This window comes from Maribacter flavus, from assembly GCF_008386635.1.
GTDB lineage: Bacteria > Bacteroidota > Bacteroidia > Flavobacteriales > Flavobacteriaceae > Maribacter > Maribacter flavus.
In genome coordinates this window covers 929378-955353 of record NZ_VUOE01000002.1, presented here as the reverse complement: position 1 = coordinate 955353, position 25976 = coordinate 929378, and the positions used below count along the sequence as shown (strand labels likewise).

Below are 25976 nucleotides of genomic sequence, written 5' to 3'. Positions count from 1 at the left end.
GTTGCTTATTTTAGCAGTGTTCATTCAATTACACATAATTATATTGTGTAAATTTTTTTGTTTGGTTAAATTATTTCTTCTTCTACTTTAACTAACTCCGCTAATTTCAACGCCACTTTTTTCATAGGTTCTTCATTAGTGTCAAGTCCGCTTCTTGAACCTAGTAAAGGGCTCACTTCGCGTAGCTTTTCAAATGTTGTGTAATGAACTATAGGAACTAGTAAATCACGGGCTAAAAGTGCAGAAAGTTCCTTATCGGCAATTCCTTCATTTCTTACTCGGTTAATAAAATTTGGTGTTACTAAAACAATTCCGACTCTTGAATTCGCAAGTCCTTTATCAATTTCTCGTAGTAAAGATGAACCTAACAATACATCCTTTTCACTGAACCATACAGATACACCATTTTCTTCAAGTAAGTCGTGTAATTCTTTTGCGGAGTCTTTTCGGTCATCCCAAGCGTGACAAAGAAAAACATCTCGAAGGTCAGGAATAACAGCACGTTTTTCAACATTTTCACGAACTGGTGTTAAAGTTCGAATTTCTGCCGAAGTATAGTAGACACTTGATGTAGGACTTGACCAACTTGCTTTTTTATTTCTTATGCTTCCACTACTTAAGCTTCCACTTCCATAATTACTTCTGTAAGATGAGTAAGGTGATGAATATGAACTATATCCTCCTCGTCCTCCGCAGGCAGGACAATTCGCCCTTCCGCTAGCTGTTCTATGTCCCCGGTGTGGTGCTGTACATCTTGCCATCGTGCTTTTATTTTTTATTGATTTACGAAGGGGATTTATCTGATTCTTCAATACTCATCTTTCCGCTTCTATTATTCAGGTTATAATTAATTTTACTTACCGAAGCAATTTAAACAGAAGTCATGTCCTTAGATTACGGGTACCCGTAAAGAGCCAACTGAATTTTGGTTATTTTCGATTATATAAATCTAATCCATGAAGCAACTTTTTCTACTGATTTTAGTAGTACTCGTCCATTTTGGAATCCATTCCCAAGAATCCATAAGCCTGGTTTCTTGGAATATCCGAGATTTTGGAAAATCAAAGAATAGCGCGGAATTGGAACAGATGGCTGAAATTGTCCGTGATGCGGATATCCTAGCGATTCAAGAGGTGGTAGCAGGGTATGGGGGTGCACAGGCCGTGGCTAAATTGTCGGATATATTAAATAGAAAAGGTGCGCAATGGGACTACGTAATCAGTGATCCCACCAACAGCTCCAAATACGTGACCGAGCGCTATGCCTTTATTTGGAAAACCAAGCATATAAAAATCAAGAATAGGGGAGCGCTGATCAAGGATTTGGCGAAACTGGTGGATAGGGAGCCCTTTTGTTTGGACTTCTATATGGATGGAGAAAAAGTGACCGTCCTCAATTTTCATTCCCGCCCGCACGACAAAAACCCGGAAGCTGAAATAGCCGCTATTTCAGCGTATTTGGCGAAGAATGATTCCCATCACCCCATTATTTTGGCCGGGGATTTTAATGTGGATGAAAATGAAGCCGTCTTTAATGAAATTAAAGGCATTGGTTTTAAGTCGGCCATTTCCAATCAGCCCACTACCTTAAAGCATGCCTGCGACGGGCACAACTATTTGAACTACCCCATAGACAATATTTTTTATAGAGGGGTACGAAAAGAAAAGGGTAGCGTCATCGATTTTGTAAAAGTGTGTGAGAATCTGGAGGACTCTAGGAAATTATCGGATCATTTGCCTGTTCATCTGGAATTTCAAATTGATAAATAGTTAGCCTATGGTCTTAGCTAGGAATTTAGCTATTGCTCTAATATTTAGGTTTTTATGAGATTTCATCTCAAACATTCCTACTCCTGAAACCCATATTTTGAAATCTGTATCTAAATCAAATGTACCGGCACTTTCTATAGAAAATGAGGAGATTTTAGAATATGGGAAAAATCGCCATTCTTTTTTTGAACCAGTTAGCCCTTGAACATCATAACAGATCAATTGTCTGTTGGTGAAAACAATATTGTCCCTGGTGTGGGTATAGGCATTCAATATTTGTTCATCACTTCTTAAAAAATCACCAAACATTTTCTGGGCTTCTTCTGTTGGCCACAGTTTGGTTACACTAAATGAAACAATCAAATCCATAACTTAAAATATCTATCCATTAATTCAACATATTAATTTTCATCAAAGAAAAATTCATGGATTTCAATGATACTATTACGTTTGATCTGTACAAGGTCCGTCGTCTTTTTAAGATAGATTCCTAAACTTCTTTCATTGTATATGAATTTCATATCGTCTGAATAGTCGGTAACCAAATACATGTCCCCGTCTATTTTATAAAAATCCACATCTTGACCTTTTTTGCCCTTAATTCCTCTATTCAATACTTTGCCGTTGGTCAGCGCGTCACGAATAATGGATTCGTTCTCTACTCCCGAGGCAACTTTTGAATAGGCAGTCATCATATTCATCCATTCATCGTTGTTAATAAGAAACCACTGGACTTTATTGAAATCAATGCCATACTCGTTGATCCATCCATAACTGGTAAAACCAAACAACACCGATTTTTCACCGAGCAGCGGTTCATTATTATAGATATCGAACTCTTGTATTTTAAAGGTAATTACGGAAGTGGTGGACATGTCCTTTAACTTCTTTCCATCAAAGTCCAAAGTTTTGAGCGAGAATTGATTGTATTCCGGATGATTGGTCAAAAACCATTCCGTTGCCGACAGTTCGGCTTGTTCTTTCATTTGTTCCACTGCGGCAATTCCGGCTCCTATGGCCGCAATTCCAGCTACGGCCCCGGCAATGGCCGCACCATTGTCCTGAGCCCTTATGTGTAGGTTGGAAAGTAGTAAAACTGAAAGTAGCAAAAGGGTCAATCTTTTCATTTTGGGTATGGTTTTAAATAAGGCCTAACCTACCAAATCAGCGTTTCCCCCGAATACTTCATCGGCAAGCAGGCCATGGGTTAGTGTAAAATGTATTGGACGTAAACCTAGATAGATAAATAAAAACAGCCTTACGGAATCCCGTAATGGATCAAAGATTTAAAGTTTTGAAACTAAATAAGTCCCAAATCCTTTACAATGGCAATAAGTTGAATGGCATTGTTGGCGTTGAAGTCGACCCTAAGTTTGTTCAATCGTTTTTCAATGGAACTTAGGCTTGCTGGGGAAATATTATTCTTTTTGTAATAATCGCTTATTTCTTCTTGCGACATGCCCTTGGACAGATGGCTCAGAAGGGCAATGTCATAATCATTGATATCCAGATCGGAATGTGTTGAAAGCGCATTATCAACCTCTGGTGAGACATATTTTTTTCCTTTCATGATATCCGTTATGGCACTAGAGAGGTTTTTCAATCCCCTACGGGTCTTGCAAACATATCCGTTGATTTTGTAGCTGTTGAAAAGTTTCTTTACAACCTGTATTTTATCCTCGATGCTGTACACAATAATTTTCATGTCGCGGTCATCTTGTCGTATCCTTTCAATGAGATCAGGACCGTTGGGATATTTTTGGGTACGATAGTCTTCCTTGAACGAAAGATCGGTAATCAAAAGGTCAAAAGGTTTTTTGTCCAAGCGGGCCTTTTGAATGCGCATGTATGCATCGTCGCAATATTGCACTTGTTGTACTTCTTGGATTCCAAGTTCGTTGAGCATGGCAAAGACACCTTTATTGATGTCCTCCATATCTTCCGCTATCAAAACTTTTTTGAACATACCTCCGCTAAACTAAAATGGTAGCCTTAAAGCCATTACCTGGGCTGGTTTCAAAACTAATCTTTCCGTCCAATGAATGAATACGGTTTTCCGCATTTTGAAGTCCGCTGGTCTTTTTAAGCGTACATCCAATGCCATTATCGCTATATTTTATTTGAAGTTTCTTCTTTTTACCTTCAAAGGAAATTGCAACCGAGGTCGCCTTGCTATGTTTCCTCATGTTGGTCATGAGTTCCTGTAGCACTCTATATATTCCTACCTTTTTTAGGCTGGAATACTTTTCCCAGTGAATCTTGTTCAGATTAACTGTCACCACACTTACCTTTTTATTTTTATATCCAAGGAGCATATCATTTAGGACCATACCAAAGTTGGAATCAACATCGATGTCGCCCGTTTCCTTCGAAATATTCCTGGTTTTTAGATAGATTTTTTCAAGTTTGTCCAGAGTAGTTTCTTTATTTTCCCCATCCAGTTCTAAATTGGTAATAACCTTGTACATATCATTGGCCACTTCGTCATGGACTTTTTTGGAAATTCTGGATTCAGTTTTGTAGACTTCCTCCACCTTCATTTTTTTATACCGATACCGGTAAACGAAGAAGGAAGCAAACAGTAACACTGTGGCGATTGATACCAAAGCCTGATACTGTATTCGTTTTCTCCTTTCAATTTCCCTTAAAAGGTTGGAGGCCTCTGTCTTTTTTTGTTCTTCGGCCAAATTGTACTTGGCATATGCACTTTTGTTTTCGGTGATGGTTTTAGCGATTTCCATACTATCCTTCAACGCTTTGTACGCGGCTATTTTTGGATCCTTACTTTGTTGTAGGTAGAGGGAAAGGGCATCTATTCTATAGGTGCTGCTGTTAATATTTTTGGCAACTGCGTAGGCACTGTCGGCATAGCTTTTGGAAGTGGCATCATCCCCTAGATCCATAAAGTGATAGAATAGGTTTTTGAAACTGGAATACAGGCCGGTCAAATAGTTTTTGTTTTGGCGGATTTCCTTTGCCTTGATCAGGTTATCCAAGGCTCCGTCATCTTTTAGCTTTGATTGAACCGCTCCAAGATTGTCAAGGGCCAAGGCCCATTGAAGACTATCGTTCAAAATGCGGCTTTTTTCCACCAAAAAGGCATAGATTTTGGCAGCATCATCATATTTTTCAAGGTCTTTGAAAATATTGGCTTTGTTATTGAGGGGTACAATACTATCCCTAATCGTGGGTGCAACTCCAAGGGCCTCATTGAAGGCTTTCATGGCTTCGTCAAAATTTAATTGGGAACGGTATACTCTGCCCAATTGATTATACAATCCAATTTTTGCGTTTACCAATGTATCAGCAAAGGAGTTGGCCTTTACATGTTTTAAGGCCTCAACAATGTACGTTTCACTGTCATAGATATTGCCAATCTTAAATTCGCCAATGGCGAGCAATCTTAAATCACTAATGGTATGGATAGTGTCCTTTTGCTTTTTGTGCAGTTCCAGTTGCTTCTTATAATATTGAATCCCCAAGGGAAGATGTTCGGAAGTCTGTGGCGCTAAAATTGCCTTGTAATAATAAGAGGAACTGTCAATCTCTTTTTGGGCGATGATACTATTCACCGCCACCATTATAAAGAAGAGGAATGAAATCTTTTTAAATTCCATTCCTCTAATGTATAAATTAATTACTTATCTGGTGGTGGTGGAGGAGGTGGAACATCTTCACCATCGCCGCAACAGGCCTCAACTTGTATTTCCGATTGGACCAATTCCTCAGGGTCGCAAGAAAATAACATCCCATTGAGGATAACCGTAAAAATTGTTATATAAATCCGTTTCATTTTGTATTGTTTTTTGGACATGCCAAAGGCTGTCCGAGTTATTACCCAGTTAAATCCGCGGTCGTATACCGCCTTGAAAATGAAGGGACGTCTCCCGGTTTTTGAGAAGTAGAAATCTAAATGCGGCAGTGTTGAACCTACTTCTCAATCGGGTCTAGACCGACCGCATATTAGATTTCCGGGCGATTGATTCTCGAGGTTGCCATGGTAGCTAACTATGGCAGTAATCAATCTGGGCCAAAGAAATGAAGGATAGGGGGTAAAAGCTTAGACAGACCTTGGACAAGTTTTTGACTTGTTTTGGACACCAATGAAAACAGGCGTTTACAGAGGAATTTGAAATTATGGAAAGACCAATTATTAATGTAATTTTAGGGATATGAAGGATTCCAAGGTTAAAGAAATTGTCGAAAAGGTCTTTGAAAAGGCCAAAGGGACTTCCGTCAATGACTCAAAGAACTCCTTATGCAATCATGTAGCTGATTCCTGTAACCTTAGTTATAAAACATTGGAACGATTGTATGGGAAGTACATTGAAAAAAATGGGGAGAACTCTAAACAGTCCGAAAATACCGTAGACGAATTATGTAGATATTTGGGCTATCTATCCTATTCCGATTATTTGGGGAAAAGGAAAATGGGAGAGGGACTTAAATGGGAAGGAACGACATGGAAAATGCTCCTTGGAGCCAGTCTTCTACTTATTGGGGTGGTACTGGTTTATTTTCAGCTTTTTGATAAAGGATGTATGACTTGGACTGGAAACGAATATGTGAAGGTTAACTGCACTTCTCATCAAACCAATGGTGTAAGTGTTTTAAACGAATTTAAACTAGAAAGAATGAAAAAAGTGGACGTAGATGCAGCAACTAACTTTTTTAATGAGGAAACAAAAGACCCATTGATTTGGTATTACAAGGTTGATGAAAAGACCCTTGAGTACTTTACGGATGCTGGAAAACATCCGGTTAATGGAGAAACGTTAAAAGCGATAACACCATATATAATAGAGAAATACGTTCCTAAGCATATATATAAGTCAGGTACTTTTATCAAATAGGTATAATACGTTTGACTATTTTGGAATTTCAGTTATAGCTAATTTCTAGCTCCTTATATTTCACTTTTTCAGTGATATTAGGCCTTTGCCCTACTTCTCCTCTATAGAGGTCTTTACTCATCGGCCAGGTTTCTAACTCCTCGTCTACCAAATCATTATTAACCACCTCTTTGATTTGTTCTTCGGATAGGGTAGGTACCAACCAGACTTCGATATATAGTTCCTGTATTATTACGGGTCTGCGATTTTTCTTATTTTGGATTTTAGCAAACAAGGGAGTAGCGGCTTTGGTTTCGGGCTTAGATGGGAATTACTAATATTGGATAAGGGTATGTGGTTTGTAGGCTTCGGGGATGGGAGATTTACTGTTATGGGTATAGGCTTGTATAGGAATTGTAAATGTTGTTGATTGGATATGTACGGCTCAGGTTTGGTGTGGGGGTACTTTTGATAGGGTGCCAACCCCTAAAACAGAGTCCCTTTACGTACCCTAATTGGAAATTTAACACCAAAGCCCATTAACTCAAGGTACCCACTGTACCATTTGAAGCTAAATAGTTTCTAAAATAGGGTATTCATTCTTGTTCAATACAAGGGTAATGGGTAACCCTTGAGTCAAGTATTGTAAATTGGATTTCATAAGAATACAAACCAACTAAGCACAAGGCGTTAAGCTTGCATATTGTCCAAGTAATGGTTAAAGTAGGGTGTATGGTGGTGTTACAAAGGTGTTATGTGGTTTATAGTCAAAATCGAATGGGGTTTAAGGGGTTTTTTAGGGTGGTGTTTAGGGGGGGCTGTTAGGGTGCTATGCGATTGTTTTTAGGGTTTGACGGTTAAAAATATGCAGATTTTAGGGAGTTGATTGGTGGGTTAATAAGGGGTGGGTAGGGTTTGAAACTTTTGCTTTGACTGTTTTCAATGTTTTAAACTAAAATGACCTGTCAAAGTTTTCCCATCTATAAAATGAACTTTAAACCAATAATCCGAAGCGGGTAGCAGCTGACCATTATAAATTCCGTCCCAAGAAGGATTTACATTGGAAAGTTGTTTAAGAAGTTTTCCGTATCGGTCATAAATGAACAAAGAATATTCTTCATTGGTCAATCCTATCAAATGCCATTCATCATTTATAGTATCGCCATTAGGTGTAAAGAATCTTGGAAAATCAATTACAGAAAACTCAGCTTCCAAAATCCCACATCCATTTATTTCCCTCGCATAAATTGTGTGGAAACCTCCTAAAAGACCATTAAAGGTGTTATTGGATTGATAGTTTTCTCCGTCCAAGGAATATTCGTAGGTCCTTTCAGATTCAATTTCTAAGCTCATATGATTGTCACCATTCCAATCCGTTGTTTTCAGTTCATAATTTGTGATTGGGTAAACATCTAATATCGAAACTTCCAGGTTGGAGTAATCATCGCCACATAGAGAATTTGTAACAGTATAAGTGTAAACACCCGAAGGGTCAATTGATGGGTCAAAGATACCGGTTCCACTTGCAGGGTTTGGTGTCCATGTACCATTGGTGTCAGGATTGCCTGGAATAAAATCGAATAAATCTACCAACCCTTCATTTATACAGATTTCGACCGAAGAATCATCTCCAGCATTTGACATTTCCAATATATCAACCTGAACTGTTGCATCTTTGGTTTCACACCCTAGATTATTTACCGTGTACGTGTAGATTCCTTTATGGTCCAAACTTGGGTCGAAAATTCCTGTACCACTGGATAGTGAGGGTGACCAATTACCTCCGTTTTCTGGATTGCCTCCAAGAATCGTGAACAAATCTATAGGTGGGTCATTAGCGCAAATTTCAATAGTACCATTACTACCGGGATTTGGTTCATCGAATACATTGACAATGATAGTTGCGGTACTGTCCGGACACGAGTCGCTGGTTATTGAGTAAGTATATTCTCCGGCCACATCCAGGAGAGGGTCAAAATAGTTGCCATTGCCGTTCAAAGACGGAGACCATGTTCCATCATTTTCAGGAGAACCTTCCAAACGTTCCAATAGATTGAAGGGACTTTCGGTCAAACAAACATTAATTTCAGTATCCATCCCGGCATTTGGTGGTGTGTTGACCAATACTTCAACGGTTGCGGTTGAATCCTCGCAGCTATCATTGGAAACGGAATAGGTGTAAATCCCTGCGGAATCGATTGCTGGATCAAATATGCCCGTTCCGCTCGACAGGGCCGGACTCCAATTGCCTCCAATATCTGGATTTCCTGACAAACCAATAATTAGGTCAAAGGGCACATCGTTGGCGCAAACTGAAATAGTAGAACCAGTACCTGCATAAGGTTCTTCATTTACCGTTATATTAACTGTAGCAGAACGCACGCCGCAAATTCCATTATCGACAGTATATGTATAAAGACCGGAGGTATCTAAAGTAGGGTTAAAAATGTTTGTTCCACTAACTAAAGATGGACTCCATACTCCCCCAGAATCTGGGTTGCCTCCAAGTATTGTCAGCAAATCAAGTAATGGGTCATTTGAACAAATACCTATTTCAGCATCTGTTCCAGGGCTTAACGTATTTGCTTCTTGGAAATCAAAAACGAGATTTGAATCAAAATCCAAAGGAGTTGTGTACCCGTCAATTGCTCCAACGATCAATCCATCTGAATCTACAAGATCTGGGGTATTCCCCAGTGTGCCGTTTCCATCGGGATCTGTAAACCCTGCCTCTATAACATCAAAACATAAGTCCCCATCACTATCTAAGTCCATGTGGTCAGGAAATCCATCATTGTCGGTATCTCTTTCAGGGTCTCCATCCTGTTCTACAGTATCCAAAATTCCGTCATTGTCATCATCCAAATCATCATCGTCCAAAATTCCATCATCGTCAAAATCGGGAATGCATTCTTCCCTCACCTCAGCCTCACTGCTACAATTAGAGGGATTACTTCTAAATATAATTTCACCGGTTATACTACCAAATTCAAAAAGGTTGCAAAGAGCGGAACAATCATTTAAGGAGTCATTGGATCCAATTCCAATTGCAGTGCCCCCATCGAGATTTACAGTCATTATATTTTGGAGACCTTCAAGACTTGGCAAAATTTCGTTCGCGGAAACAATTATGTACCCTACTTCAGTGAGTCCAAAAAAGCCATCCATTTCTAATAAAACTTGATTACTTACCACACTTAAACCTCCTTCTAACCTAGTAAGGTTTGCAAACCCATTAATACTTTCTAAATAGTTATTATCGCTTATATAAAGATTTCCCCCACTTGGATTTAGGTCGCCAATCACTTGAACGTTATTAAAACTATCCAAATTAGTGAGACCTAAATTGGTAATCTGCAAACTACTTCCTATAGATGTAAGATTCTCAAAATCTGGTATTTCAGTTAAAAACTCAGATCGGTTCAATTCAATTCCTAAAACTCTTTCCAAACGTTGAAAACCGTTTAAAAATCTCAGCTGGGTATTACTACTAATTAGAAGGTTCTCCGCAATCGATATAAGTGCAGTAAAACCATCAATTTCCAAAAGTTTACGGTTATCGACTATTCCCAATCCCCCAGTACCGGTGGAAAAACCTACAGTAGATAAAGCATTAAAATTAGGTATAGATATTAGTTCGTCATTATGACCAATAGAAAAAAAATGACCAACTGTTTCCAAGTTCTCAAATCCTGATATGGATTGTAAAGTAGGGCTATGTGAAATGGAAAAAGAACCGTTAACGTTTTGCAACATTCCAAAACCAGAAATTGATATCAATCCCATTTGATTAATGTAAACAGAGAAATTACCACCGACGATTTCCAAATTGTTCAACCCGTCTATATTGGCAAGTTCACGGTTATTCCTTAAAATTAGGTCACCACCGATGTAGATTAGGTCATCAAAATTTGAAATATCAGTGATTTTGGAGGATTCTATTTCTAAAGATCCTTCAACCCGAGTTATACTCGTTAGCGCGGAAATGTCCGTAACTTCTGAACCAATAAACAAGTTGCCGTTTATTATATCGCAAGTAGGGTAGTTGGTAACAAAATCAACAACATCCTGTTGATAAAATAAGTTTACATCACCTGTTGGACATTGTGAGGAAAGCACTTTGTAAAAGGCCAGAAGAAGAATAAGTAGGTATTTTTTCAAATGCTAAATGCCAAGATTGGTGTTTAATACTAGTATATAATTTCTTACAAAACAAAGAAACTAGATGATTGTTGTATTATAATCGAAAAAACATCAAAACTAGCATTTTCGAATGAACATAACCTATGAGCCATTCACCGCCTCAAAAGATTAATGGTAATCTTATATCTTACTATCAATAAAGTTTTAATAAAAAGGGGTTATAAGGCAATCTAAATAAAACGAAGAAAACCAATTTTTTAGATTTTTCACCTGGGGAGCTCAAACTATTGTAATTGGTGTTTGGTGGTGAACCAATGACAAACCATTTTAATCCCTTTTACGGAATAGGGTGTTTATAAGGTATTCCTTAGCCTCCTGATCGGTAGGCATGGTCGCCTTTTTTGATTTTTTACCTAGCATCCTATTTACGGAATCCAGAGGTTCTATTTCCTTAGCCATATTCACATTGAAATAAACGTCCTCCTCGAAAGAAAAGTCCTCATTTAGCGCTAATATGGATTGAAGCCCTCCCTCAAATTTGATGAGTTCGTTAATAATTGGTACGGTATCTATCAATTTTGAATTAAAATACTCTTTTTTGCTCATTAGAAAATGTTCCATACCTTCCCGATGTTCCTGGATGGCCCTCATTGCCAAGGTAGTTCTTTTGTCGTAACAGTCTTCCAATGGGGTGCTGTTTACAATTCTTTTGGTACCCTTGGCAGTAGGGTCGAACCGTACCCATTTGATACTTTTCTCTTTTATAGTTCCAGCGATATGGAGGTAGTACTGTCTGGCTACCCTTTTTACATCCATTTTTTCCATACCAAAGGTAATTTCGTTAAAGGGGTGGAGGTAAAGCATACATTCATCTTTAATAGAACGGATATAGTTGTCCTTAAGAAATCCATAATAGTCAAGAAAAAGATTCCTTTTGGGTTCCAAAACGACCTTAAAATTGTTGTTGGACTTGTTGGCCTTTATTTTCAAGGAAACGGAATAAACATGACGTTTTGCGAAAAGACGTCTTTTGGTGTATAGTTTTATTTTTTCCTCCTCATCCAGGGATATCAAGTCGATATGTTTCAACTTACCAAAAAACTTCATTTTTTACCTGGTGTTTCCTTATTGTAGAAGGTAGGGTCCAAATAGTTGGAATAGTCTTTTGGCAATTCCGCATCGATATCATGCAGATATTTTTCCAGTGCTGTTAGGGTTGTATGTCCGGTAATCAGCATCAATTTACTTTTGACCTCCATTGGGGTCATGGTTTTGGACATTTCAAGATATATCATGCCAATATTCGTATGCCTGTAGCTGTAGAGGCCATATTCATCTCCCAAATTAAAAATATCCTTGATTTTTTTGAATCTCCGTGAAAAGTAATTCCTTCTATCCACTTCTTTTAAATCCCAAGGTTCACCAAATCCATAAGGTGTGAATAGAAAATGGTCGGGTTGCATTACTGAGAGGTCAGGAAGCTTACTAAGCAAAATATCGGGGATAATCTTGATTTTTACGGGTTTGTTCTTCGCCCGAATGAATAATTTTTTATCCCGCATATCAATATCTTTAACGCGTAATCTGCAGACTTCGATCGGCCTTAACATATTATAGGAGATAAATTGAATAAAGAGAAGGAGTAGAGGGTCATTCTCCTTCATGTAAACTTCCAATTTTTCTAGATGTTCCGTTGTATAGGTCTTATTTCTTCTAGGCTTTGTTTTGAGAACATTTATTTTTTTAATGAAATTTTCTTCGATGATTTCATTATTTTCCAAAGTGGTAAAAAGAGAGCTAAGGTTGGTTCTGCTGTTATTACGGTTTCTGGATGAACTGGTACCGAGCATAGAATTGAGATACGTTACGACAGTCTTTTTATCGATTTCCCGAATACCCTTTAAATCTGGTCTCTCAGAGCGTAACCACTTTTGGAATCTTGTGATATGGTTCTTGTATTTCCCAAAACCACTGGCAGCAAGTGTATCCCTTTTTATCTTTAGTCCATATTCTAGAGCTTCATGAATTTCCATTCCTGCATCTGCAGTTTTTTGTTTGGTAGTTCGAGGGTTTTTGGGTGAGCTGGGTTTTACTTTAATGGCATCCACCTTATTTTTTTTGGCTTTGGATGGTTCCTTCTTTTGAGGATGGTCTCCTTCTAATTTTTGAATGAGTTCAGAATTGTCCTCATATGGGTTGAAACCCATTGCAAGCAGCTGGTGCAGGTTGTTTCGAAGAATGGCAAGAAATTGATAACGTTCCTTTTTGGTTCTAAACGTATTGGCACCTCCTTTGATCCGGCCTTGCCGGACCATCTTACCTGTTTTAGGGTTCCTGAACGAATAATATACATACCATCGCTTATCCAATGCCTCCTTTTGTTCCTTTCTGGATAGGGTAGACCACCGGGAAACATCCACTCCACCGGTATAGATTTTTGGTTCGGAAAAATTGATTTTCATGCGAAAAACGTATGCCTTTTCGTATTCCTTTTGTAAAAGTAGGGAAATCATGGACATAAAAAAACGGTTTGTGAGCACACAAACCGTTGATTTATAAAGGTTTTCACCTTGTAGCGAGAGAGGGACTTGAACCCTCGGCCTCCGGGTTATGAATCCGACGCTCTAACCAGCTGAGCTACCTCGCCATGGTAATTTTTGCGGCTGCAAATATAGAGTTTAATTTTTTGTTCATCAACATATGAAGTCTAAAAAATATTAAGCATCTTTTATTTTTTAATCATATAGAAATATATATATTGGGCGCATAAAGACGATCGAATGAGCGACAAAATTAAATTTGAAATAGAGTACGTTATACAATCCTCCCCCCAATTACTTTATCAATACTTGGTAACACCCTCCGGCCTTTCCGAATGGTTTGCCGATAATGTAAATTCAAGGGGTGAGAAATATATTTTTATTTGGGACGGTGCAGAGGAAGAAGCAAAATTACTGAAAAGAAAATCCGATGAATTTGTACGCTTTTCTTGGGTCGAAGGTGATGAAGGAACCTATTTTGAGATGAAGATTATTGTCGATGAGATTACCAAGGATGTATCGCTATTCATAACCGATTTTGCCGAAGAGGACGAAGTGGACGAGGCAAAGATGTTATGGGAAAACCAAGTATCTGATTTAAAACAGGTGCTAGGATCAAAATAGAATTTCTTTATGAAACCGTATCTTTGGGCCTTTAAAGTAAAGGCCTTTTTTTATGGTAAATTTTAATGGGGAATTAGTTGGAAACGAACAAGGTTTTTTTAATCACCAAAACCGCGGTTTCAAGTATGGGGATGCTCTTTTTGAGACCATAAGGGAAGTTAACGGCCATATTTATTTTTTGGAGGAGCATTACCTTAGACTTATGGCCTCTATGCGGATTTTACGCATGGAAATTCCGATGAATTTTACCATGGAATTTTTTGAGGAAGAAATTCACAAGACCATAAGTCCCAATGAAACCTCACCTGCCCATAGGATTCGCTTTGCCGTTTACAGGAATGATGGGGGTTTATATACACCACAGACTAATGATATTTCCTATGTGATTGAAGTAAGTAGTCTAGATGCACCTTTCTATGTTCTTAACGAAGCTGTTTATGAAGTAGAACTCTTTAAGGATTTTTATTTGAATCCCGACATGTTGTCAAACCTAAAGACGAACAATAAAATAATTCACGTAGTGGCGGGCATTTATGCAAAGGAAAACGATTATCAGAATTGTTTGTTGCTCAATAAAGATAAGTCCGTCGTGGAAGCCATAAACGGGAATATCTTCGTAGTAACTGGAAATTTAGTTAAGACGCCCCCCTTGAAGGATGGGTGCTTGGACGGAATCATTCGAAAAAAAATACTTACCATGTTGAAGGATGATGAAGTTTTGGAAATCGTAGAGGAGAGTATATCGCCCTTTGAACTTCAAAAGGTAGATGAGCTTTTTATCACCAATGTTATCCAAGGAATCGTTCCTGTTACCAACTATCGCAAAAAGGAGTATACATCGGCGATGGCCAAAAGGCTCGTTGGAAGATTGAATGCCCTTGCCCGATTGGCCGTTTAATCCGCATTATCCAAAAACAGGTACATCATAGCTTTTATTGAAATAACTGGTCATTTATAGTAAAATAGGTTAGCCTTTAAGTATTTCGTTATCAATACCATGTCAAATAAAAATGGCTGCCGATTTACTGATTCATTTGCCTGATGCCTTCATCGCACAAATTTCAAGGAAACCAAGGTATTGATAAACTTTACTGCTTCTGCACGGAAAATGTAATGGGAGTAAGCTTTTGCTCATTTGGTAACCGCAACATGTATATTAAATATGTTTAGAGTTATCAGGGGAATACCTTTTACAGAACATCATTTAATTACTTTGTACCTGTAATTCCATATTCAATTTTTGGTAGTTGATCTTCGCTAACTGCTAACTGCTAACTGCTAACTGCTAGCTGCTAATTGTAATTGGAGTCCCTCAATTAAGACTAGGGTTTTCCGGTGCATTGGACCATAATAGATAGTCTCCACCTAGTTCCAGCATTTTTTCCTTCCAAAAAGCTCCAGAGGGTTTTTGTATAATCTGACTCCGATATTCATTCTTGACAACTATCCAAGACTTGGATGATAGCTCCTTGTCCAGTTGGAGAGAAGACCAACCGGAGTAGCCCAGAAAGAACCTTATATCGTCTTCGGAAATAATGTGGTTATTGATAAGATCTACGGTCTTATCAAAATCACCGCCCCAATAGATACCGTCCGAAATTTCAACGCTATTATCGATTAGATGGGGTACTTTATGAATAAAGTATAGATTGTCCTGCTCAACGGGTCCGCCATTGTATACTTGAAAGGGTTTGGAGATTTCGGTAACAAGATCACTTATTTGATATTCCAAAGGTTTATTGAGTATAAATCCTACGGACCCCTCTTCATTGTGCTCCGCAATAAGAACTACAGATCTATTGAAGGAAACATCACCTGTTAGAGACGGCTCAGCAATTAACAACTTACCCTTGTTTGGCTTTAAATGCACCATATTTAAACACCTGAATAATCCTAAAGTAAGACATTTCACATTAATTTTCCAAACTGGGAATAAAAAAAGGCACTTAATAAGTGCCTTTTCATATGATAATCTTGCAATTATTTAGTTAACTGCATCGCTTAGGTCAGAACCTGCCTTAAACTTAACAACGTTTTTAGCTGCGATTTGGATAGTTTTACCAGTAGATGGATTTCTACCTTCTCTTGCATTTCTTTTAGATACGGACCAAGACCCGAAACCAACTAGAGAAACTCTATTGCCCTTTTTTAGAGCACCTTCAACATTTCCTAAGAAAGACTCCAATGACTTTTTAGCCGCTGCTTTAGTGATGCCCGCGTCTGCTGCCATTGCATCGATCAATTCTGTTTTGTTCATAATCTGATTAAATTAATTGTTGTTAAATAATTTTAAACCTATAACAAATTTATATGGATTTACGACCAACACAAGTAAAATGGGGGCAAATCCCTTGTTTTGTTGATAACTCAAGAGGTTTGTTGATAAAGTAAGGCTTTTTTTACCTCTTCGGCTATCCCAATAATGACGGGGCTTCAGCCAATTTTGGCATTTTTTGATAGATTAAGGCCGTTCAACAGATCTGCTACCGTCATTTTTCGTTTCCCCTGTAGTTGTACTTCCCATAATTTCAGGAACCCATTTTTAACCGCAACCTTTAGCTCTTTTTTGTCGAACAGTAAACTCCCAAAATCCAAGGAATGGTCTGTTTTCTCCTTGGTGGCCTTGTAGATTTTAATATCCAGTTGTTCCCCATCATTTGTTAGGGTGCTCCAAGCGGCGGGGTAGGGGCTCAATCCCCGAATCTTATTATAAATTTCATCCATGGGACGGCTCCAGTCGATTTTGCATGTATCCCTTTGAATTTTATGGGCCACTTTCAATTCGGCCGGATTTTCCTGTACAATAGCATCCATATTTCCTTGTGAAATCCTTTCCAAAGTTTCCATAACGGCATCGGCGCCCAATACCATCAAACGGTCATGTAAGGAACCAGCGTCCTCGTCCTTGTGAATTTCGGTTTCCTTTTGGAGGATGATAGCCCCTGTGTCTATTTTATCATCGATAAAAAACGTGGTGACCCCCGTTTTTGTTTCGCCATTGATAATGGCCCAGTTGATGGGGGCCGCGCCCCTATATTGGGGCAGCAGGGAGGCATGGAGGTTAAAAGTGCCAAATTCCGGCATTTGCCAAACAGCCTTTGGCAACATTCTAAAGGCGACGACCACTTGAAGGTTCGCGTTCAATGCCTTTAATTCTCCCAAAAAATCCTCGCTCTTGAGATTGGTCGGTTGTAAAATGGGCAGGCCCTTGTCCTGGGCGTATTTTTTTACTGCGGACTCGTTTAGTTTTCTTCCCCTTCCAGCAGGTCTGTCAGGGGCCGTAACCACACCTACTACTTTGTAACCGCCTTGAAAGATGGCATCCAAAATCCCCACGGCAAAATCTGGGGTTCCCATAAATACTATTCGTAATGCTTGCATTAGATGATTTTATATTCGTTTTTGGAGGTAAGCTCCACAATCCCGTCTTCCAAAAGTTCTTGTAATACCAGTAGGAGCAATTCTTGTTGGCAATGAAGCAAAGTTAGCAATGTTCTTGAGGAGGCATCCTGATTTTTCAGTAATCCTATCGCTCTGTTCTTGAGTTCCAGAAGTTGAGTACCCTTAGAAGGAGCTCCTAGACATACGTCGCAGATTCCACAGGAATCGGGGTTCTTTTCCCCAAAATAGGTTAGCAATTGCTTACTTCGGCATATATGGTCCGTTCCAATATAATTAAGCATGGCCGTAACCTGGGCCTGTTTCAATTGGTTCTGTTCGTTGATAGTTTTCGCAAATCGATTTATGGTCTGCTCATCTTCCCTTGGTACCAAAAAGGTAATTTCAAGGTCACTATGGGAAGCATTGTATTCGATTATTTCATCCCGCGCCAAAATTTCGAGGTATTCCAGCACTTTCTTTTCGGGGTAACTTAATTTTTTGGCCAGGATAAAGGTATTGATGACCGTATGGTTTTCAAAAATTCCTCCATAGGTTCGCAAAATCAATTTTGTAAAGTCGTCCAAAAAAGCGTTTCTACCTAAATAGCCTAAAAGCGATTCTTTGGTGCATATAAAGAGTACACTGGACATACGGTTGAAAGATTCAGATAGTGCGATGACGGAGTTTCTATCCAGAATCTTCAATACATTGTATGTTATCAATGTATTTAACTGATAGGCATCACAGAATTCATTGAAATGTATCCGAAATGTTTCGTTACTCCCTTCCCCAAAGGCGATTTGAAAATAGTTGTTCAGTTTTCTATAGATGTATTTTACCGTGGAGACATCGGGCAATACATCTAAAAATTGTTTTTTGGCAAGTTCCTGGTCGGTTTTATTTGTGATGAGGATTGCAGCGGCCTTATCCCCATTACGTCCAGCCCTGCCTGCTTCCTGAAAATAATTTTCGATACAGTCCGGAACTTGATAATGAATGACAAGGGAAACATCGGCCTTATCGATACCCATGCCAAAAGCATTGGTGGCTACCATTACCTTTATCTCGTTCTGGAGCCATTTGTCCAATTTGTCCCTTTTGTCCTTTTCGGGAATTCCCCCGTGATAGAACGTCGACGAAATCCCATTTTGTAAAAGATAGTTACTGATATCCTCGGTAACCCTTCTCGAGCGTGTGTAAATTATTCCGCTACTTTTTAGTCGCTTGCAATAATACAAAAGTTGAAACCGCTTGTCTTCTTGGGTATCTACCCTAAAGGAAATATTATCCCGTACGAACGATTGCTTTTGAATCAGTGGATTCAACAATTCCAATTGCTTAACAATATCCGCTTCTACCCTTTGTGTGGCCGTAGCGGTCAAGGCCATCATAGGGACTTCTGGATGAAGCTCCCTTAGGATTTTACATTGTAGGTACGCCGGACGAAAATCGTGGCCCCATTGCGAAATACAGTGGGCCTCATCGACCACCAAAAAATTGACGTTCATCTGACGGATGCGGTCCTGTACCATTTCCTGCTCCAAACGCTCAGGAGACATGTATAGAAATTTGTAGTCTCCATAGACACAATTGTCCAGAAGATCATTGATCTCCTCAAAACGCATCTTGCCGGTCATGCCAATGGCTTTTATACCCATGCTTTTTAATTGCAAAACCTGGTTTTGAATTAAGGAGATTAAAGGTGAAATTACGATACAGATACCCTCGGTGGCCATGCTGGGAACTTGAAAGCAAACCGACTTCCCGCCACCTGTGGGCAATAATGCCATAACATCCCTACCATTGAGGGCCGCTTTAATAATTTCTTCCTGAGAGCCCTTAAAATTTGGGTAGCCCCAATATTCTTTGAGTACTTTATGTGGATCTAAGCTCACTTATATGATTATCCTTTTCACTATAAAATCCAAACGCTCCGCTACAGTTCCAAATGGTACTTCCTCGATGTCGTAACCTAAAGACCGGTAGGTCTCTTCCAGATGAATATGGAGGTCTACGGCCTGGGAATAGCTTTCCAATCGCTCATTGTCCTGTACATAGATTTCTTCCCAAGGAGGGAGAATGAACACTTGGTCATATCTATATTGCTTACAAATCTCCTTGAACTCCACATCGTATGCTTGTCCAAAATAGTCCATATAGGCCAAAACATCGGGGGTACCCCGGTCGTAAAAAAGTACATCATTTTTTAGGTTTCCGGCCTCTTGGAACTGTGCCAATCTACCTTTTAAAAGTGTATGGTTAAATGCCAAAGAATCGTCCACAAAGTCAATAGGGTTGCTCAAAACCGAATCTGACCTTTGCGATTTTTTGGCCTCCAGGGTCATGGTACGAATGATTTCATGAAAGCAGTAATATCCTCTATCTTCCAAAGATTTAATTACCGAAGTCTTTCCGGTGCCGGGGGCACCGGTTATCACAATCCTCTTAAAGTCCAAATACTGTAGATTTACCCTGTAAATTTACGCAAACGCTAGGTTTTAAAAAACTAATCATTTACCCGTATCTTTGTAAAAAATAATGTAATGGCAGAAAATAATTCTGATGCGTTTTATAGTAAATTAAGGGAACAGTTATCGGCGACTAGCACATGGCCCTCAAATTACTTGTACAAATTCATTGTTTTATCTGATCAGGAAAAAATCAATAGCATACACAAGATTTTTGACAATATGGGTGCCGTCATCGAATCAAAAAAATCCAAAAACGGAAAGTACACCAGTATTTCGATTACCGTCAACCTCAAGAATCCGGACCAGGTCATTGAGAAATATAGGGAAGTAGGGGCTATAGAGGGAGTGATTTCCCTCTAAAATCAATGGTTCCAAATTCCTAGGGGTATTTAAGGAGATACAAGTGTGAGGGATTATTCTTTGAATTTCGGGCAAACTTCAATAAGTTAAATTCCGATTATGTGGTAAAATAGTATTTCCGCCATAATTTTATTACTTTGCAGACGTTAAAAAGAAGACTTCTTCGAAACATTTTTTAAGATAAATTTTCCAATTTGGATTTAGTAAACAACCTCGAATACAATACAGAGCGTCCCCAATTGATCATCCCTGAATACGGTAGGCATTTTCAAAAAATGGTGGACTATGCCGTTTCTATAAAAGATGATGCAGAACGTAACCGTGTGGCAAAGTCCATTATCAGCGTTATGGGCAACTTGCAGCCACACTTGCGCGACGTGCCTGATTTTCAGCACAAATTGTGGGATCAGCTATTTATCATGTCCGACTTTAAACTCGACGTGGAATCACCTTTCCCAATAACTTCTAAGGAGATGTTACAAAAGCGTCCAGAACCTTTGGAATATCCCCAGAACTATCCTAAATACAGATTTTACGGGAACAACATCAAGCGAATGATCGATGTTGCCGTACAATGGGAAAAAGGTGACAAGCGCTCCGGCCTGGAGTATGCCATTGCCAATCATATGAAGAAATGCTATCTTAACTGGAACAAGGAAGTTGTGGACGATACCGCAATTTTCAACCATTTGTACGAGCTGAGCAATGGTGAAATAGATTTGGCCGCCAAAGGCGAAAATCTTACCGATAGCGGACAATTCCTTAAAAACAAGGTTGCCAAAACCCCAAGGCCAAGTTCCGGTAAAAAGAATAGAAACAATAATCGCGGTAAAAAACGCTACTAAACTTCCATTTCCTAGATGGGAACATTTAAGATTGAAGGCGGACATTCACTTTCCGGTGAAATAACGCCACAAGGTGCAAAGAACGAGGCATTGCAAATTCTGTGTGCCGTACTTTTGACATCGGAAAAAGTTACAATAAACAACATCCCGGACATCGTTGATGTGAACAAACTGATATCCCTTTTGGAAGATCTTGGTGTAAAGATTCAGAAAAGAGGAAAGGGTTCCTACACGTTCAAGGCCGATGATATCAATTTAGATTATCTACAATCCGATCAGTTCAAACAGGACGGGCGAGGACTTAGGGGTTCCATTATGTTGGTTGGACCATTATTGGCCCGGTTCGGAAAAGGATATATTCCAAAACCTGGAGGGGATAAAATAGGTCGTAGGCGTTTGGATACCCATTTTGAAGGCTTCATAAAGCTCGGTGCCAAGTTTAGATATAACAAGGAGGAATATTTCTATGGGGTTGAGGCAAAAGAGTTGAAAGGTACCTATATGTTGCTTGATGAAGCTTCGGTTACCGGCACCGCCAACATCCTAATGGCAGCGGTATTGGCGAAAGGTCAAACCACCATATACAATGCGGCATGCGAGCCTTATTTACAACAGTTGTGTAAAATGCTCATTCGGATGGGTGCCAAGATTTCGGGAGTCGGGTCCAACTTGTTGGTCATTGATGGTGTGGAATCCTTGGGGGGAACGGAACATACCATGTTGCCCGATATGATCGAGATCGGAAGCTGGATCGGCTTGGCAGCCATGACTCGAAGTGAATTGACCATAAAAAATGTAAGTTGGGACGATTTGGGACAAATACCCACGGTTTTCAGAAAACTGGGGATACAATTGGAACGGAGAGGAGATGATATCTTTATTCCGAAACATACCAACGGATATGAAATTCAAAATTACATTGATGGGTCGATATTGACCATTGCCGATGCGCCTTGGCCCGGGTTGACTCCAGACCTTCTTAGTATTATTTTGGTAGTAGCCACTCAGGCGAAAGGGGAAGTCATCATTCACCAAAAAATGTTCGAAAGCCGACTGTTCTTTGTGGACAAACTATTGGATATGGGTGCCAAGATAATTCTTTGCGACCCGCATCGTGCTGCCGTCATGGGCCATAATTTCAAGTCGACCCTAAAAGCGACCACGATGACCTCACCAGATATACGTGCTGGTGTATCCTTACTGATCGCTGCCTTATCCGCAAAGGGTACCTCTATTATCCACAATATTGAACAGATCGATAGGGGCTATGAGAATATCGATGTACGATTGAAAGCTATCGGGGCAAAAATAGACAGGATTTAATTGGAGATAACTATTTTTCAATTACAGTTCCATCCGGATATTTCGCGAACCTACCTTTTTCGGCATCATGAACATTATCGGGATAGGGCCATGGCCATCCACCAAATTGGGTCAATCTAAACTGTGAGAAAGCTTTTTGAAGTTCTTCCTGTGTGGTCATTACAAAGGGACCTTGTTGAGCAACGGGCTCGTTGATAGGGGCCCCCTGCAGCACCAATAGCTTGGCAACTTTTGAACCTGCTTTTAGGTTGATATCCGCTTCAGGATTCACATCCATACCAAAGTTTTTGGGGATTGTTTCGGTCTCGATGCTAATTTCGTCCCCTTCATAAAAATAAATACTTCGGTTAATGCCTTTCTCTGCCTTTGGAAGACGGATTTCTCCGTTGGCTTCAATAACGATACTCCAAATAGCTACTTTATTTTCAGGCTCCGATGCCCAAGAATCCGGCGGTGGTGCAAGTGCCGTGATATCATTAAAGTTCCCGGCAATTACGGTAACCGTAGCTTTTTCCGTTATTATTATAGGGATATCCTCATGCCAGAGCATCTTAAAATAGGGATCGGCAAACTTGGACTTTTTTGGTAGGTTCAACCAAATTTGAAATAGTTCCAAGGTGTTTTCCTTATCGGTATGTAATAGCGGAAACATTTCGCAATGTTGCACACCGCTTCCTGCGGTCATCCATTGAGTGTCGCCCAAGCCAAATCTTCCTGCTGCACCTAAGGAGTCGGAATGATCGCAAAAACCTTGGTTAACAACTGTTACCGTCTCGAATCCAACATGTGGATGTGCGGGGAATCCGGGAATGGTTTGACCATGATACATACGCCAGTCCTGGTGGGGATCAAAATCCCCGCCCAAAGGTCTTCCTTTCAGTAATTCTGGATTCGGACCTAAATCTGGGGTACCTTCAGGAAAATGATCTAAGTGGTGTACACAGAACAAAAATGGGTCCTGGGTCTGCCATTGAAAACCGAGAGGAAACTTTCGTATTATTGTATTGCTCATTAAAAGGATTTTTAGTTCAAGATAGCTACGTAAAATTACGCTACCAGATTATCTTCACAAAATTCGCTCCATCACTAGGTAGGATACTCCTTCCTTTGAAAAGCTATTTTTTGTTTTTATCAGTCCAAAATTTTCATAGAAGTCGGTTTTGTCCAGTCGGGCATTGCACCAAATTTTTTGTACCTTTTTTAGAAGACAAATGGCGATTATATGGTCGATAAGCGCCGAAGCATATCCTTTTTTTTGGTATCCATGTAATGTTGCAAGCTTTCTAAATTGGGCCGAATCATCCGCTATAAAAAGGGAAATACAGCTCACCAATTTATCTTCAACGAAAATTCCGTAATGCGCTCCGGAGGTATCTTTCTCCAGCTTTACGAATTCGATTGGATGCTTGGGCCACATAACCTGATGCCTGATCGTCCAAGTGTGTTCGGGCGATATCCTTTTTATTTCCAATCCAAAACAGTTTTGGTCATTAAAAAGATGAGCATGACTTTTTAATGAACGGCCGTATTGATTTCCACCCAATTATTTTCAGGATCTTGCACATAAATTTGTCGGACTCCATCGGCCCTCAGGGTAACGGCGTTTGGTTTACCTGGCCAGTCCGAGTATGGAACGTTCTTTTCTTCCAAATGGGCAATAAATTCATCCAGTTTCTGTGTGGCCAAACAAAGATGGACACTTTTGTTGTGCTTCATAGGTACGCTGTCCTTTCCGATCAAATGCAATTGCGAGTTCCCATGGATTACGAACCAACGAAATCCGGAGGTGGCTGAAGGATGGGGAATTTCCTTAAGTTTTAGAATGTTCTTATAGAATTTCCCCGTTTTTTCCAAGTCCTTCACAATGAGCGAATAATGGTCGTACTTAAAATCGAAGTTCGTTTCTGATTCTTCCTGGGCTTTTAGCGAATATTGAAGAAAAAAGAAACAAAGAACCATCAATGTTGGTCTTTTAACTTCATTCCAAGGCATCCAGTTTTTTCTGGATTTCGTCCGCTTTTGCATATTTTTCATCACTTGCTTTTCTGTTAATGGTCGATAGTTCAAAAGCCTCTTTCATGAGCTTTTGATATTCTGCAGTCAATTTTTCCTTTTCTGTTTTTCTTTTAAATAATCCGAACATAGCAATCTTATTTTTTTCTTAATTTTTTCCAATAGGTGGTGGCCCATCGATCATGGGCTCGTACACCTCATTTCCTTTTCTGGTCTTGAACTCTTCCTTCACGGCCTCCACCATTTTTGGGTTTTCAAAAAGGTCCAACATGGTCATACCCATCGCTTTGGCCGCATGCACCATTCCTTTATGGCCAATGGACATACCGCCGCACGCCACAACGGCCCAAGAATGCCAGGGCGTATCTTTTGGCGCTACGGTAACTCCCAAATTAATGTTGGGTACATTCCAACTTACGTCGCCCACATCTGTGGAACCGCCACCGGGATTCTCTTCCGTTTCCTTAAGCGGGTACACCTTACTGTCCATTCCAACTTCGGGTTTTCCCGTCGCTTTTTGGATGGCCCTTCCAAAAGCTTCCTCTTCTTCCGTATAGGTGATAGGGCCCAATAGCTCCAGATTGGACTGCATGATTTCTCCACCCGTCCTGTTGACCAAGGTTTCATAAATACCTGAGACCAATGAAATTTTATAATCTACATCCGCCATGATGGCAGCACCTTCCGCCATGGCCTTTACGCGTTCATAGGTAGGCAACATTTTGGACCTCTTTGGGTCGCGAACCCTTACCCAAAGCTTCGCATAATCCGGAACCACATTTACCACCTGTCCGCCATCCTGTATGTGATAGTGAATACGTGAAGTGGGCAAAATATGCTCCCTGTAGTAGTTGATACCGGTGGTATACAGCTCTAGGGCATCGGAGGCACTTTTACCGTTCCAGGGATCTGCGGATGCATGCGCAGTCTGTCCATAGAACTCAACGATGAAATCGATTAGGGAAAGTCCTGTTTGAACATCGGCCTCAATACCTGCGGAAGGATGCCAGCTTACATTAACGTCCACATCGTCCCAAAGTCCGGCCTCAACCATCCACACTTTGGCAAAATACTTTTCTTCTGCTGGTGTGCCCAAAAACTTGACGGTCCCCTGTATTTTTCCAGCTTCCATTAATTCCTTTATGGCAATGGCGGCCCCTAAACTTGCCGTGCCGAACATATTGTGGCCGCAACCGTGGCCCGCCGCTCCTTCTTTTAAAGGCGATTTTTCCGGGCTCGCCTTTTGCGAGATTCCGGGTAGGGCATCAAATTCACCCAAAATACTAATAACCGGTTTGCCGGAACCGTATGTGGCCGTAAAGGCAGTGGGGATATTGGCAACGCCCCGGGTTACAGTCAGTCCATTTTTTTCGGCATAGTCAGCAAGGATTCGGGAAGATTCCGTCTCCTCAAAGGCTGTTTCTGCCAACGCCCAAATGGAGTCGCTGATTTTGATAAGTTGCTCCTTATGATTTTCAACGGAAGCAATGACCGCTTTTTTGTCCTTGCTCATTTTTTGGCCCTGAACAACGTTAATCAGACCGAAGCAGCATGCTAGTACTAGGAATTTTTTCATTTTTATCGGTTTACTTGGTATGGATTATTTAGTGTTTCTAAATATAAATTGAAAGAATGATTTCATTGTAGCGTAAATATAAGGTTTTAAAAGGTCTGA

General features: G+C 39.9%; 26 protein-coding genes and 1 tRNA gene. 7 read left to right on the top strand and 20 right to left on the bottom strand.

The window, feature by feature from the left end:
- Positions 1-65: 65 nt before the first annotated feature.
- A complete protein-coding gene (locus F0361_RS14555) occupies positions 66-812 on the bottom strand; it encodes a toll/interleukin-1 receptor domain-containing protein (RefSeq protein ID WP_246160905.1) in 747 nt (248 codons plus the stop codon).
- Positions 813-956: 144 nt separating this feature from the next.
- Between F0361_RS14555 and F0361_RS14550 the strand changes: the two genes are divergently transcribed.
- Entirely contained in the window at positions 957-1769 is an 813-nt protein-coding gene (locus F0361_RS14550) for an endonuclease/exonuclease/phosphatase family protein (protein ID WP_154919622.1), read from the top strand.
- On the opposite strand, the gene F0361_RS14545 is transcribed toward F0361_RS14550, so the two are convergent.
- From F0361_RS14545 to F0361_RS18790, 5 genes are all read right to left on the bottom strand, one after another.
- A complete protein-coding gene (locus F0361_RS14545) occupies positions 1770-2138 on the bottom strand; it encodes a PH domain-containing protein (protein WP_154919620.1) in 369 nt (122 codons plus the stop codon). It abuts the gene before it with no gap.
- A 32-nt stretch (positions 2139-2170) separates the two neighbouring features.
- Entirely contained in the window at positions 2171-2896 is a 726-nt protein-coding gene (locus F0361_RS14540; protein ID WP_154919618.1) for a hypothetical protein, read from the bottom strand.
- A gap of 173 nt (positions 2897-3069) precedes the next feature.
- Complete coding sequence (locus tag F0361_RS14535) at positions 3070-3735, bottom strand: DNA-binding response regulator (protein ID WP_154919616.1); 666 nt, start codon at positions 3733-3735, stop codon at positions 3070-3072.
- Positions 3736-3742: 7 nt separating this feature from the next.
- Positions 3743-5386 carry an ATP-binding protein gene (locus F0361_RS14530; protein ID WP_154919614.1) on the bottom strand — a complete coding sequence of 548 codons (1644 nt, stop codon included), beginning with the start codon at positions 5384-5386 and terminating at the stop codon, positions 3743-3745.
- Positions 5387-5406: 20 nt separating this feature from the next.
- Positions 5407-5562 carry a hypothetical protein gene (locus F0361_RS18790; RefSeq protein WP_170258009.1) on the bottom strand — a complete coding sequence of 52 codons (156 nt, stop codon included), beginning with the start codon at positions 5560-5562 and terminating at the stop codon, positions 5407-5409.
- A gap of 379 nt (positions 5563-5941) precedes the next feature.
- Between F0361_RS18790 and F0361_RS14525 the strand changes: the two genes are divergently transcribed.
- On the top strand, positions 5942-6622 hold the full coding sequence (locus tag F0361_RS14525) for a hypothetical protein (protein WP_154919611.1): 681 nt from the start codon (positions 5942-5944) through the stop codon (positions 6620-6622).
- A 918-nt stretch (positions 6623-7540) separates the two neighbouring features.
- Here F0361_RS14525 and F0361_RS14520 read toward each other — a convergent pair.
- From F0361_RS14520 to F0361_RS14505, 4 genes are all read right to left on the bottom strand, one after another.
- Positions 7541-10762: a T9SS type B sorting domain-containing protein gene (locus F0361_RS14520; protein ID WP_154919609.1), complete on the bottom strand. Its 3222-nt coding sequence runs from the start codon at positions 10760-10762 to the stop codon at positions 7541-7543.
- A 309-nt stretch (positions 10763-11071) separates the two neighbouring features.
- Complete coding sequence (locus tag F0361_RS14515; RefSeq protein ID WP_154919607.1) at positions 11072-11851, bottom strand: hypothetical protein; 780 nt, start codon at positions 11849-11851, stop codon at positions 11072-11074.
- Positions 11848-13257 (bottom strand): tyrosine-type recombinase/integrase, encoded by a 1410-nt coding sequence (locus tag F0361_RS14510; RefSeq protein WP_246160904.1) that lies wholly within the window; start codon positions 13255-13257, stop codon positions 11848-11850. The genes F0361_RS14515 and F0361_RS14510 overlap by 4 nt, the downstream gene beginning before the upstream one ends.
- A 60-nt stretch (positions 13258-13317) precedes the next feature.
- A tRNA-Met gene (locus F0361_RS14505) sits at positions 13318-13391 on the bottom strand.
- Positions 13392-13524: 133 nt separating this feature from the next.
- On the opposite strand from F0361_RS14505, the gene F0361_RS14500 reads away from it, so the two are divergent.
- Positions 13525-13908 (top strand): START-like domain-containing protein, encoded by a 384-nt coding sequence (locus F0361_RS14500; protein ID WP_154919603.1) that lies wholly within the window; start codon positions 13525-13527, stop codon positions 13906-13908.
- A gap of 52 nt (positions 13909-13960) precedes the next feature.
- A complete protein-coding gene (locus tag F0361_RS14495) occupies positions 13961-14806 on the top strand; it encodes an aminotransferase class IV (RefSeq protein WP_154919601.1) in 846 nt (281 codons plus the stop codon).
- Positions 14807-15220: 414 nt separating this feature from the next.
- On the opposite strand, the gene F0361_RS14490 is transcribed toward F0361_RS14495, so the two are convergent.
- The 5 genes from F0361_RS14490 to F0361_RS14470 all read right to left on the bottom strand — a co-directional run bounded on the left by F0361_RS14490 (position 15221) and on the right by F0361_RS14470 (position 19745).
- Positions 15221-15781: a YqgE/AlgH family protein gene (locus F0361_RS14490; RefSeq protein WP_138258052.1), complete on the bottom strand. Its 561-nt coding sequence runs from the start codon at positions 15779-15781 to the stop codon at positions 15221-15223.
- Positions 15782-15892: 111 nt separating this feature from the next.
- On the bottom strand, positions 15893-16165 hold the full coding sequence (locus tag F0361_RS14485) for an HU family DNA-binding protein (protein WP_138258053.1): 273 nt from the start codon (positions 16163-16165) through the stop codon (positions 15893-15895).
- A gap of 176 nt (positions 16166-16341) precedes the next feature.
- Entirely contained in the window at positions 16342-17289 is a 948-nt protein-coding gene (fmt, locus tag F0361_RS14480) for a methionyl-tRNA formyltransferase (RefSeq protein WP_154919599.1), read from the bottom strand.
- Positions 17289-19184 carry a RecQ family ATP-dependent DNA helicase gene (locus F0361_RS14475; protein ID WP_154919597.1) on the bottom strand — a complete coding sequence of 632 codons (1896 nt, stop codon included), beginning with the start codon at positions 19182-19184 and terminating at the stop codon, positions 17289-17291. The genes fmt and F0361_RS14475 overlap by 1 nt, the downstream gene beginning before the upstream one ends.
- Positions 19185-19745 carry an RNase adapter RapZ gene (locus F0361_RS14470; RefSeq protein WP_154919595.1) on the bottom strand — a complete coding sequence of 187 codons (561 nt, stop codon included), beginning with the start codon at positions 19743-19745 and terminating at the stop codon, positions 19185-19187.
- A gap of 87 nt (positions 19746-19832) precedes the next feature.
- Here F0361_RS14470 and F0361_RS14465 point away from each other — a divergent pair, with 87 nt between their 5' ends.
- The 3 genes from F0361_RS14465 (at position 19833) to murA (ending at position 22288) form a co-directional block, all read left to right on the top strand.
- A complete protein-coding gene (locus tag F0361_RS14465; RefSeq protein WP_154919593.1) occupies positions 19833-20120 on the top strand; it encodes a DUF493 family protein in 288 nt (95 codons plus the stop codon).
- 194 nt (positions 20121-20314) lie between these two features.
- Positions 20315-20965 (top strand): DUF4290 domain-containing protein, encoded by a 651-nt coding sequence (locus tag F0361_RS14460; RefSeq protein WP_138258058.1) that lies wholly within the window; start codon positions 20315-20317, stop codon positions 20963-20965.
- Positions 20966-20980: 15 nt separating this feature from the next.
- Positions 20981-22288, top strand: a complete 1308-nt coding sequence (gene murA, locus F0361_RS14455) for a UDP-N-acetylglucosamine 1-carboxyvinyltransferase (RefSeq protein ID WP_138258059.1) — start codon at positions 20981-20983, stop codon at positions 22286-22288.
- Between the two features lie 10 nt (positions 22289-22298).
- Here murA and F0361_RS14450 read toward each other — a convergent pair whose 3' ends face one another.
- The 5 genes from F0361_RS14450 to F0361_RS14430 are packed head-to-tail and all read right to left on the bottom strand — an operon-like array spanning position 22299 to position 25877.
- The gene (locus F0361_RS14450; RefSeq protein ID WP_154919591.1) at positions 22299-23300 is read right to left on the bottom strand and encodes a pirin family protein; all 1002 of its coding nucleotides are present in this window, start codon (positions 23298-23300) and stop codon (positions 22299-22301) included.
- 54 nt (positions 23301-23354) lie between these two features.
- A complete protein-coding gene (locus tag F0361_RS14445) occupies positions 23355-23759 on the bottom strand; it encodes a GNAT family N-acetyltransferase (RefSeq protein ID WP_154919588.1) in 405 nt (134 codons plus the stop codon).
- Positions 23760-23800: 41 nt separating this feature from the next.
- A complete protein-coding gene (locus F0361_RS14440) occupies positions 23801-24247 on the bottom strand; it encodes a VOC family protein (protein ID WP_154920294.1) in 447 nt (148 codons plus the stop codon).
- Positions 24248-24266: 19 nt separating this feature from the next.
- On the bottom strand, positions 24267-24431 hold the full coding sequence (locus F0361_RS14435; RefSeq protein WP_154919586.1) for a Lacal_2735 family protein: 165 nt from the start codon (positions 24429-24431) through the stop codon (positions 24267-24269).
- An 18-nt stretch (positions 24432-24449) separates the two neighbouring features.
- Complete coding sequence (locus F0361_RS14430; RefSeq protein WP_154919584.1) at positions 24450-25877, bottom strand: amidohydrolase; 1428 nt, start codon at positions 25875-25877, stop codon at positions 24450-24452.
- Between the last annotated feature and the right edge of the window lie 99 nt (positions 25878-25976).

Coding starts and splice junctions, on each gene's coding strand:
- F0361_RS14510 (WP_246160904.1), bottom strand. CDS start 13,257: ATGATTTCCCTACTTTTACAAAAGGAATACGAAAAGGCATACGTTTTT.
- F0361_RS18790 (WP_170258009.1), bottom strand. CDS start 5,562: ATGAAACGGATTTATATAACAATTTTTACGGTTATCCTCAATGGGATG.
- F0361_RS14540 (WP_154919618.1), bottom strand. CDS start 2,896: ATGAAAAGATTGACCCTTTTGCTACTTTCAGTTTTACTACTTTCCAAC.
- F0361_RS14500 (WP_154919603.1), top strand. CDS start 13,525: ATGAGCGACAAAATTAAATTTGAAATAGAGTACGTTATACAATCCTCC.
- F0361_RS14440 (WP_154920294.1), bottom strand. CDS start 24,247: ATGGTTCTTTGTTTCTTTTTTCTTCAATATTCGCTAAAAGCCCAGGAA.
- F0361_RS14490 (WP_138258052.1), bottom strand. CDS start 15,781: ATGGTGCATTTAAAGCCAAACAAGGGTAAGTTGTTAATTGCTGAGCCG.
- F0361_RS14550 (WP_154919622.1), top strand. CDS start 957: ATGAAGCAACTTTTTCTACTGATTTTAGTAGTACTCGTCCATTTTGGA.
- murA (WP_138258059.1), top strand. CDS start 20,981: ATGGGAACATTTAAGATTGAAGGCGGACATTCACTTTCCGGTGAAATA.
- F0361_RS14485 (WP_138258053.1), bottom strand. CDS start 16,165: ATGAACAAAACAGAATTGATCGATGCAATGGCAGCAGACGCGGGCATC.
- F0361_RS14530 (WP_154919614.1), bottom strand. CDS start 5,386: ATGGAATTTAAAAAGATTTCATTCCTCTTCTTTATAATGGTGGCGGTG.
- F0361_RS14545 (WP_154919620.1), bottom strand. CDS start 2,138: ATGGATTTGATTGTTTCATTTAGTGTAACCAAACTGTGGCCAACAGAA.
- F0361_RS14535 (WP_154919616.1), bottom strand. CDS start 3,735: ATGTTCAAAAAAGTTTTGATAGCGGAAGATATGGAGGACATCAATAAA.
- F0361_RS14435 (WP_154919586.1), bottom strand. CDS start 24,431: ATGTTCGGATTATTTAAAAGAAAAACAGAAAAGGAAAAATTGACTGCA.
- F0361_RS14525 (WP_154919611.1), top strand. CDS start 5,942: ATGAAGGATTCCAAGGTTAAAGAAATTGTCGAAAAGGTCTTTGAAAAG.
- F0361_RS14465 (WP_154919593.1), top strand. CDS start 19,833: ATGGCAGAAAATAATTCTGATGCGTTTTATAGTAAATTAAGGGAACAG.
- F0361_RS14495 (WP_154919601.1), top strand. CDS start 13,961: ATGGTAAATTTTAATGGGGAATTAGTTGGAAACGAACAAGGTTTTTTT.
- F0361_RS14515 (WP_154919607.1), bottom strand. CDS start 11,851: ATGAAGTTTTTTGGTAAGTTGAAACATATCGACTTGATATCCCTGGAT.
- fmt (WP_154919599.1), bottom strand. CDS start 17,289: ATGCAAGCATTACGAATAGTATTTATGGGAACCCCAGATTTTGCCGTG.
- F0361_RS14430 (WP_154919584.1), bottom strand. CDS start 25,877: ATGAAAAAATTCCTAGTACTAGCATGCTGCTTCGGTCTGATTAACGTT.
- F0361_RS14450 (WP_154919591.1), bottom strand. CDS start 23,300: ATGAGCAATACAATAATACGAAAGTTTCCTCTCGGTTTTCAATGGCAG.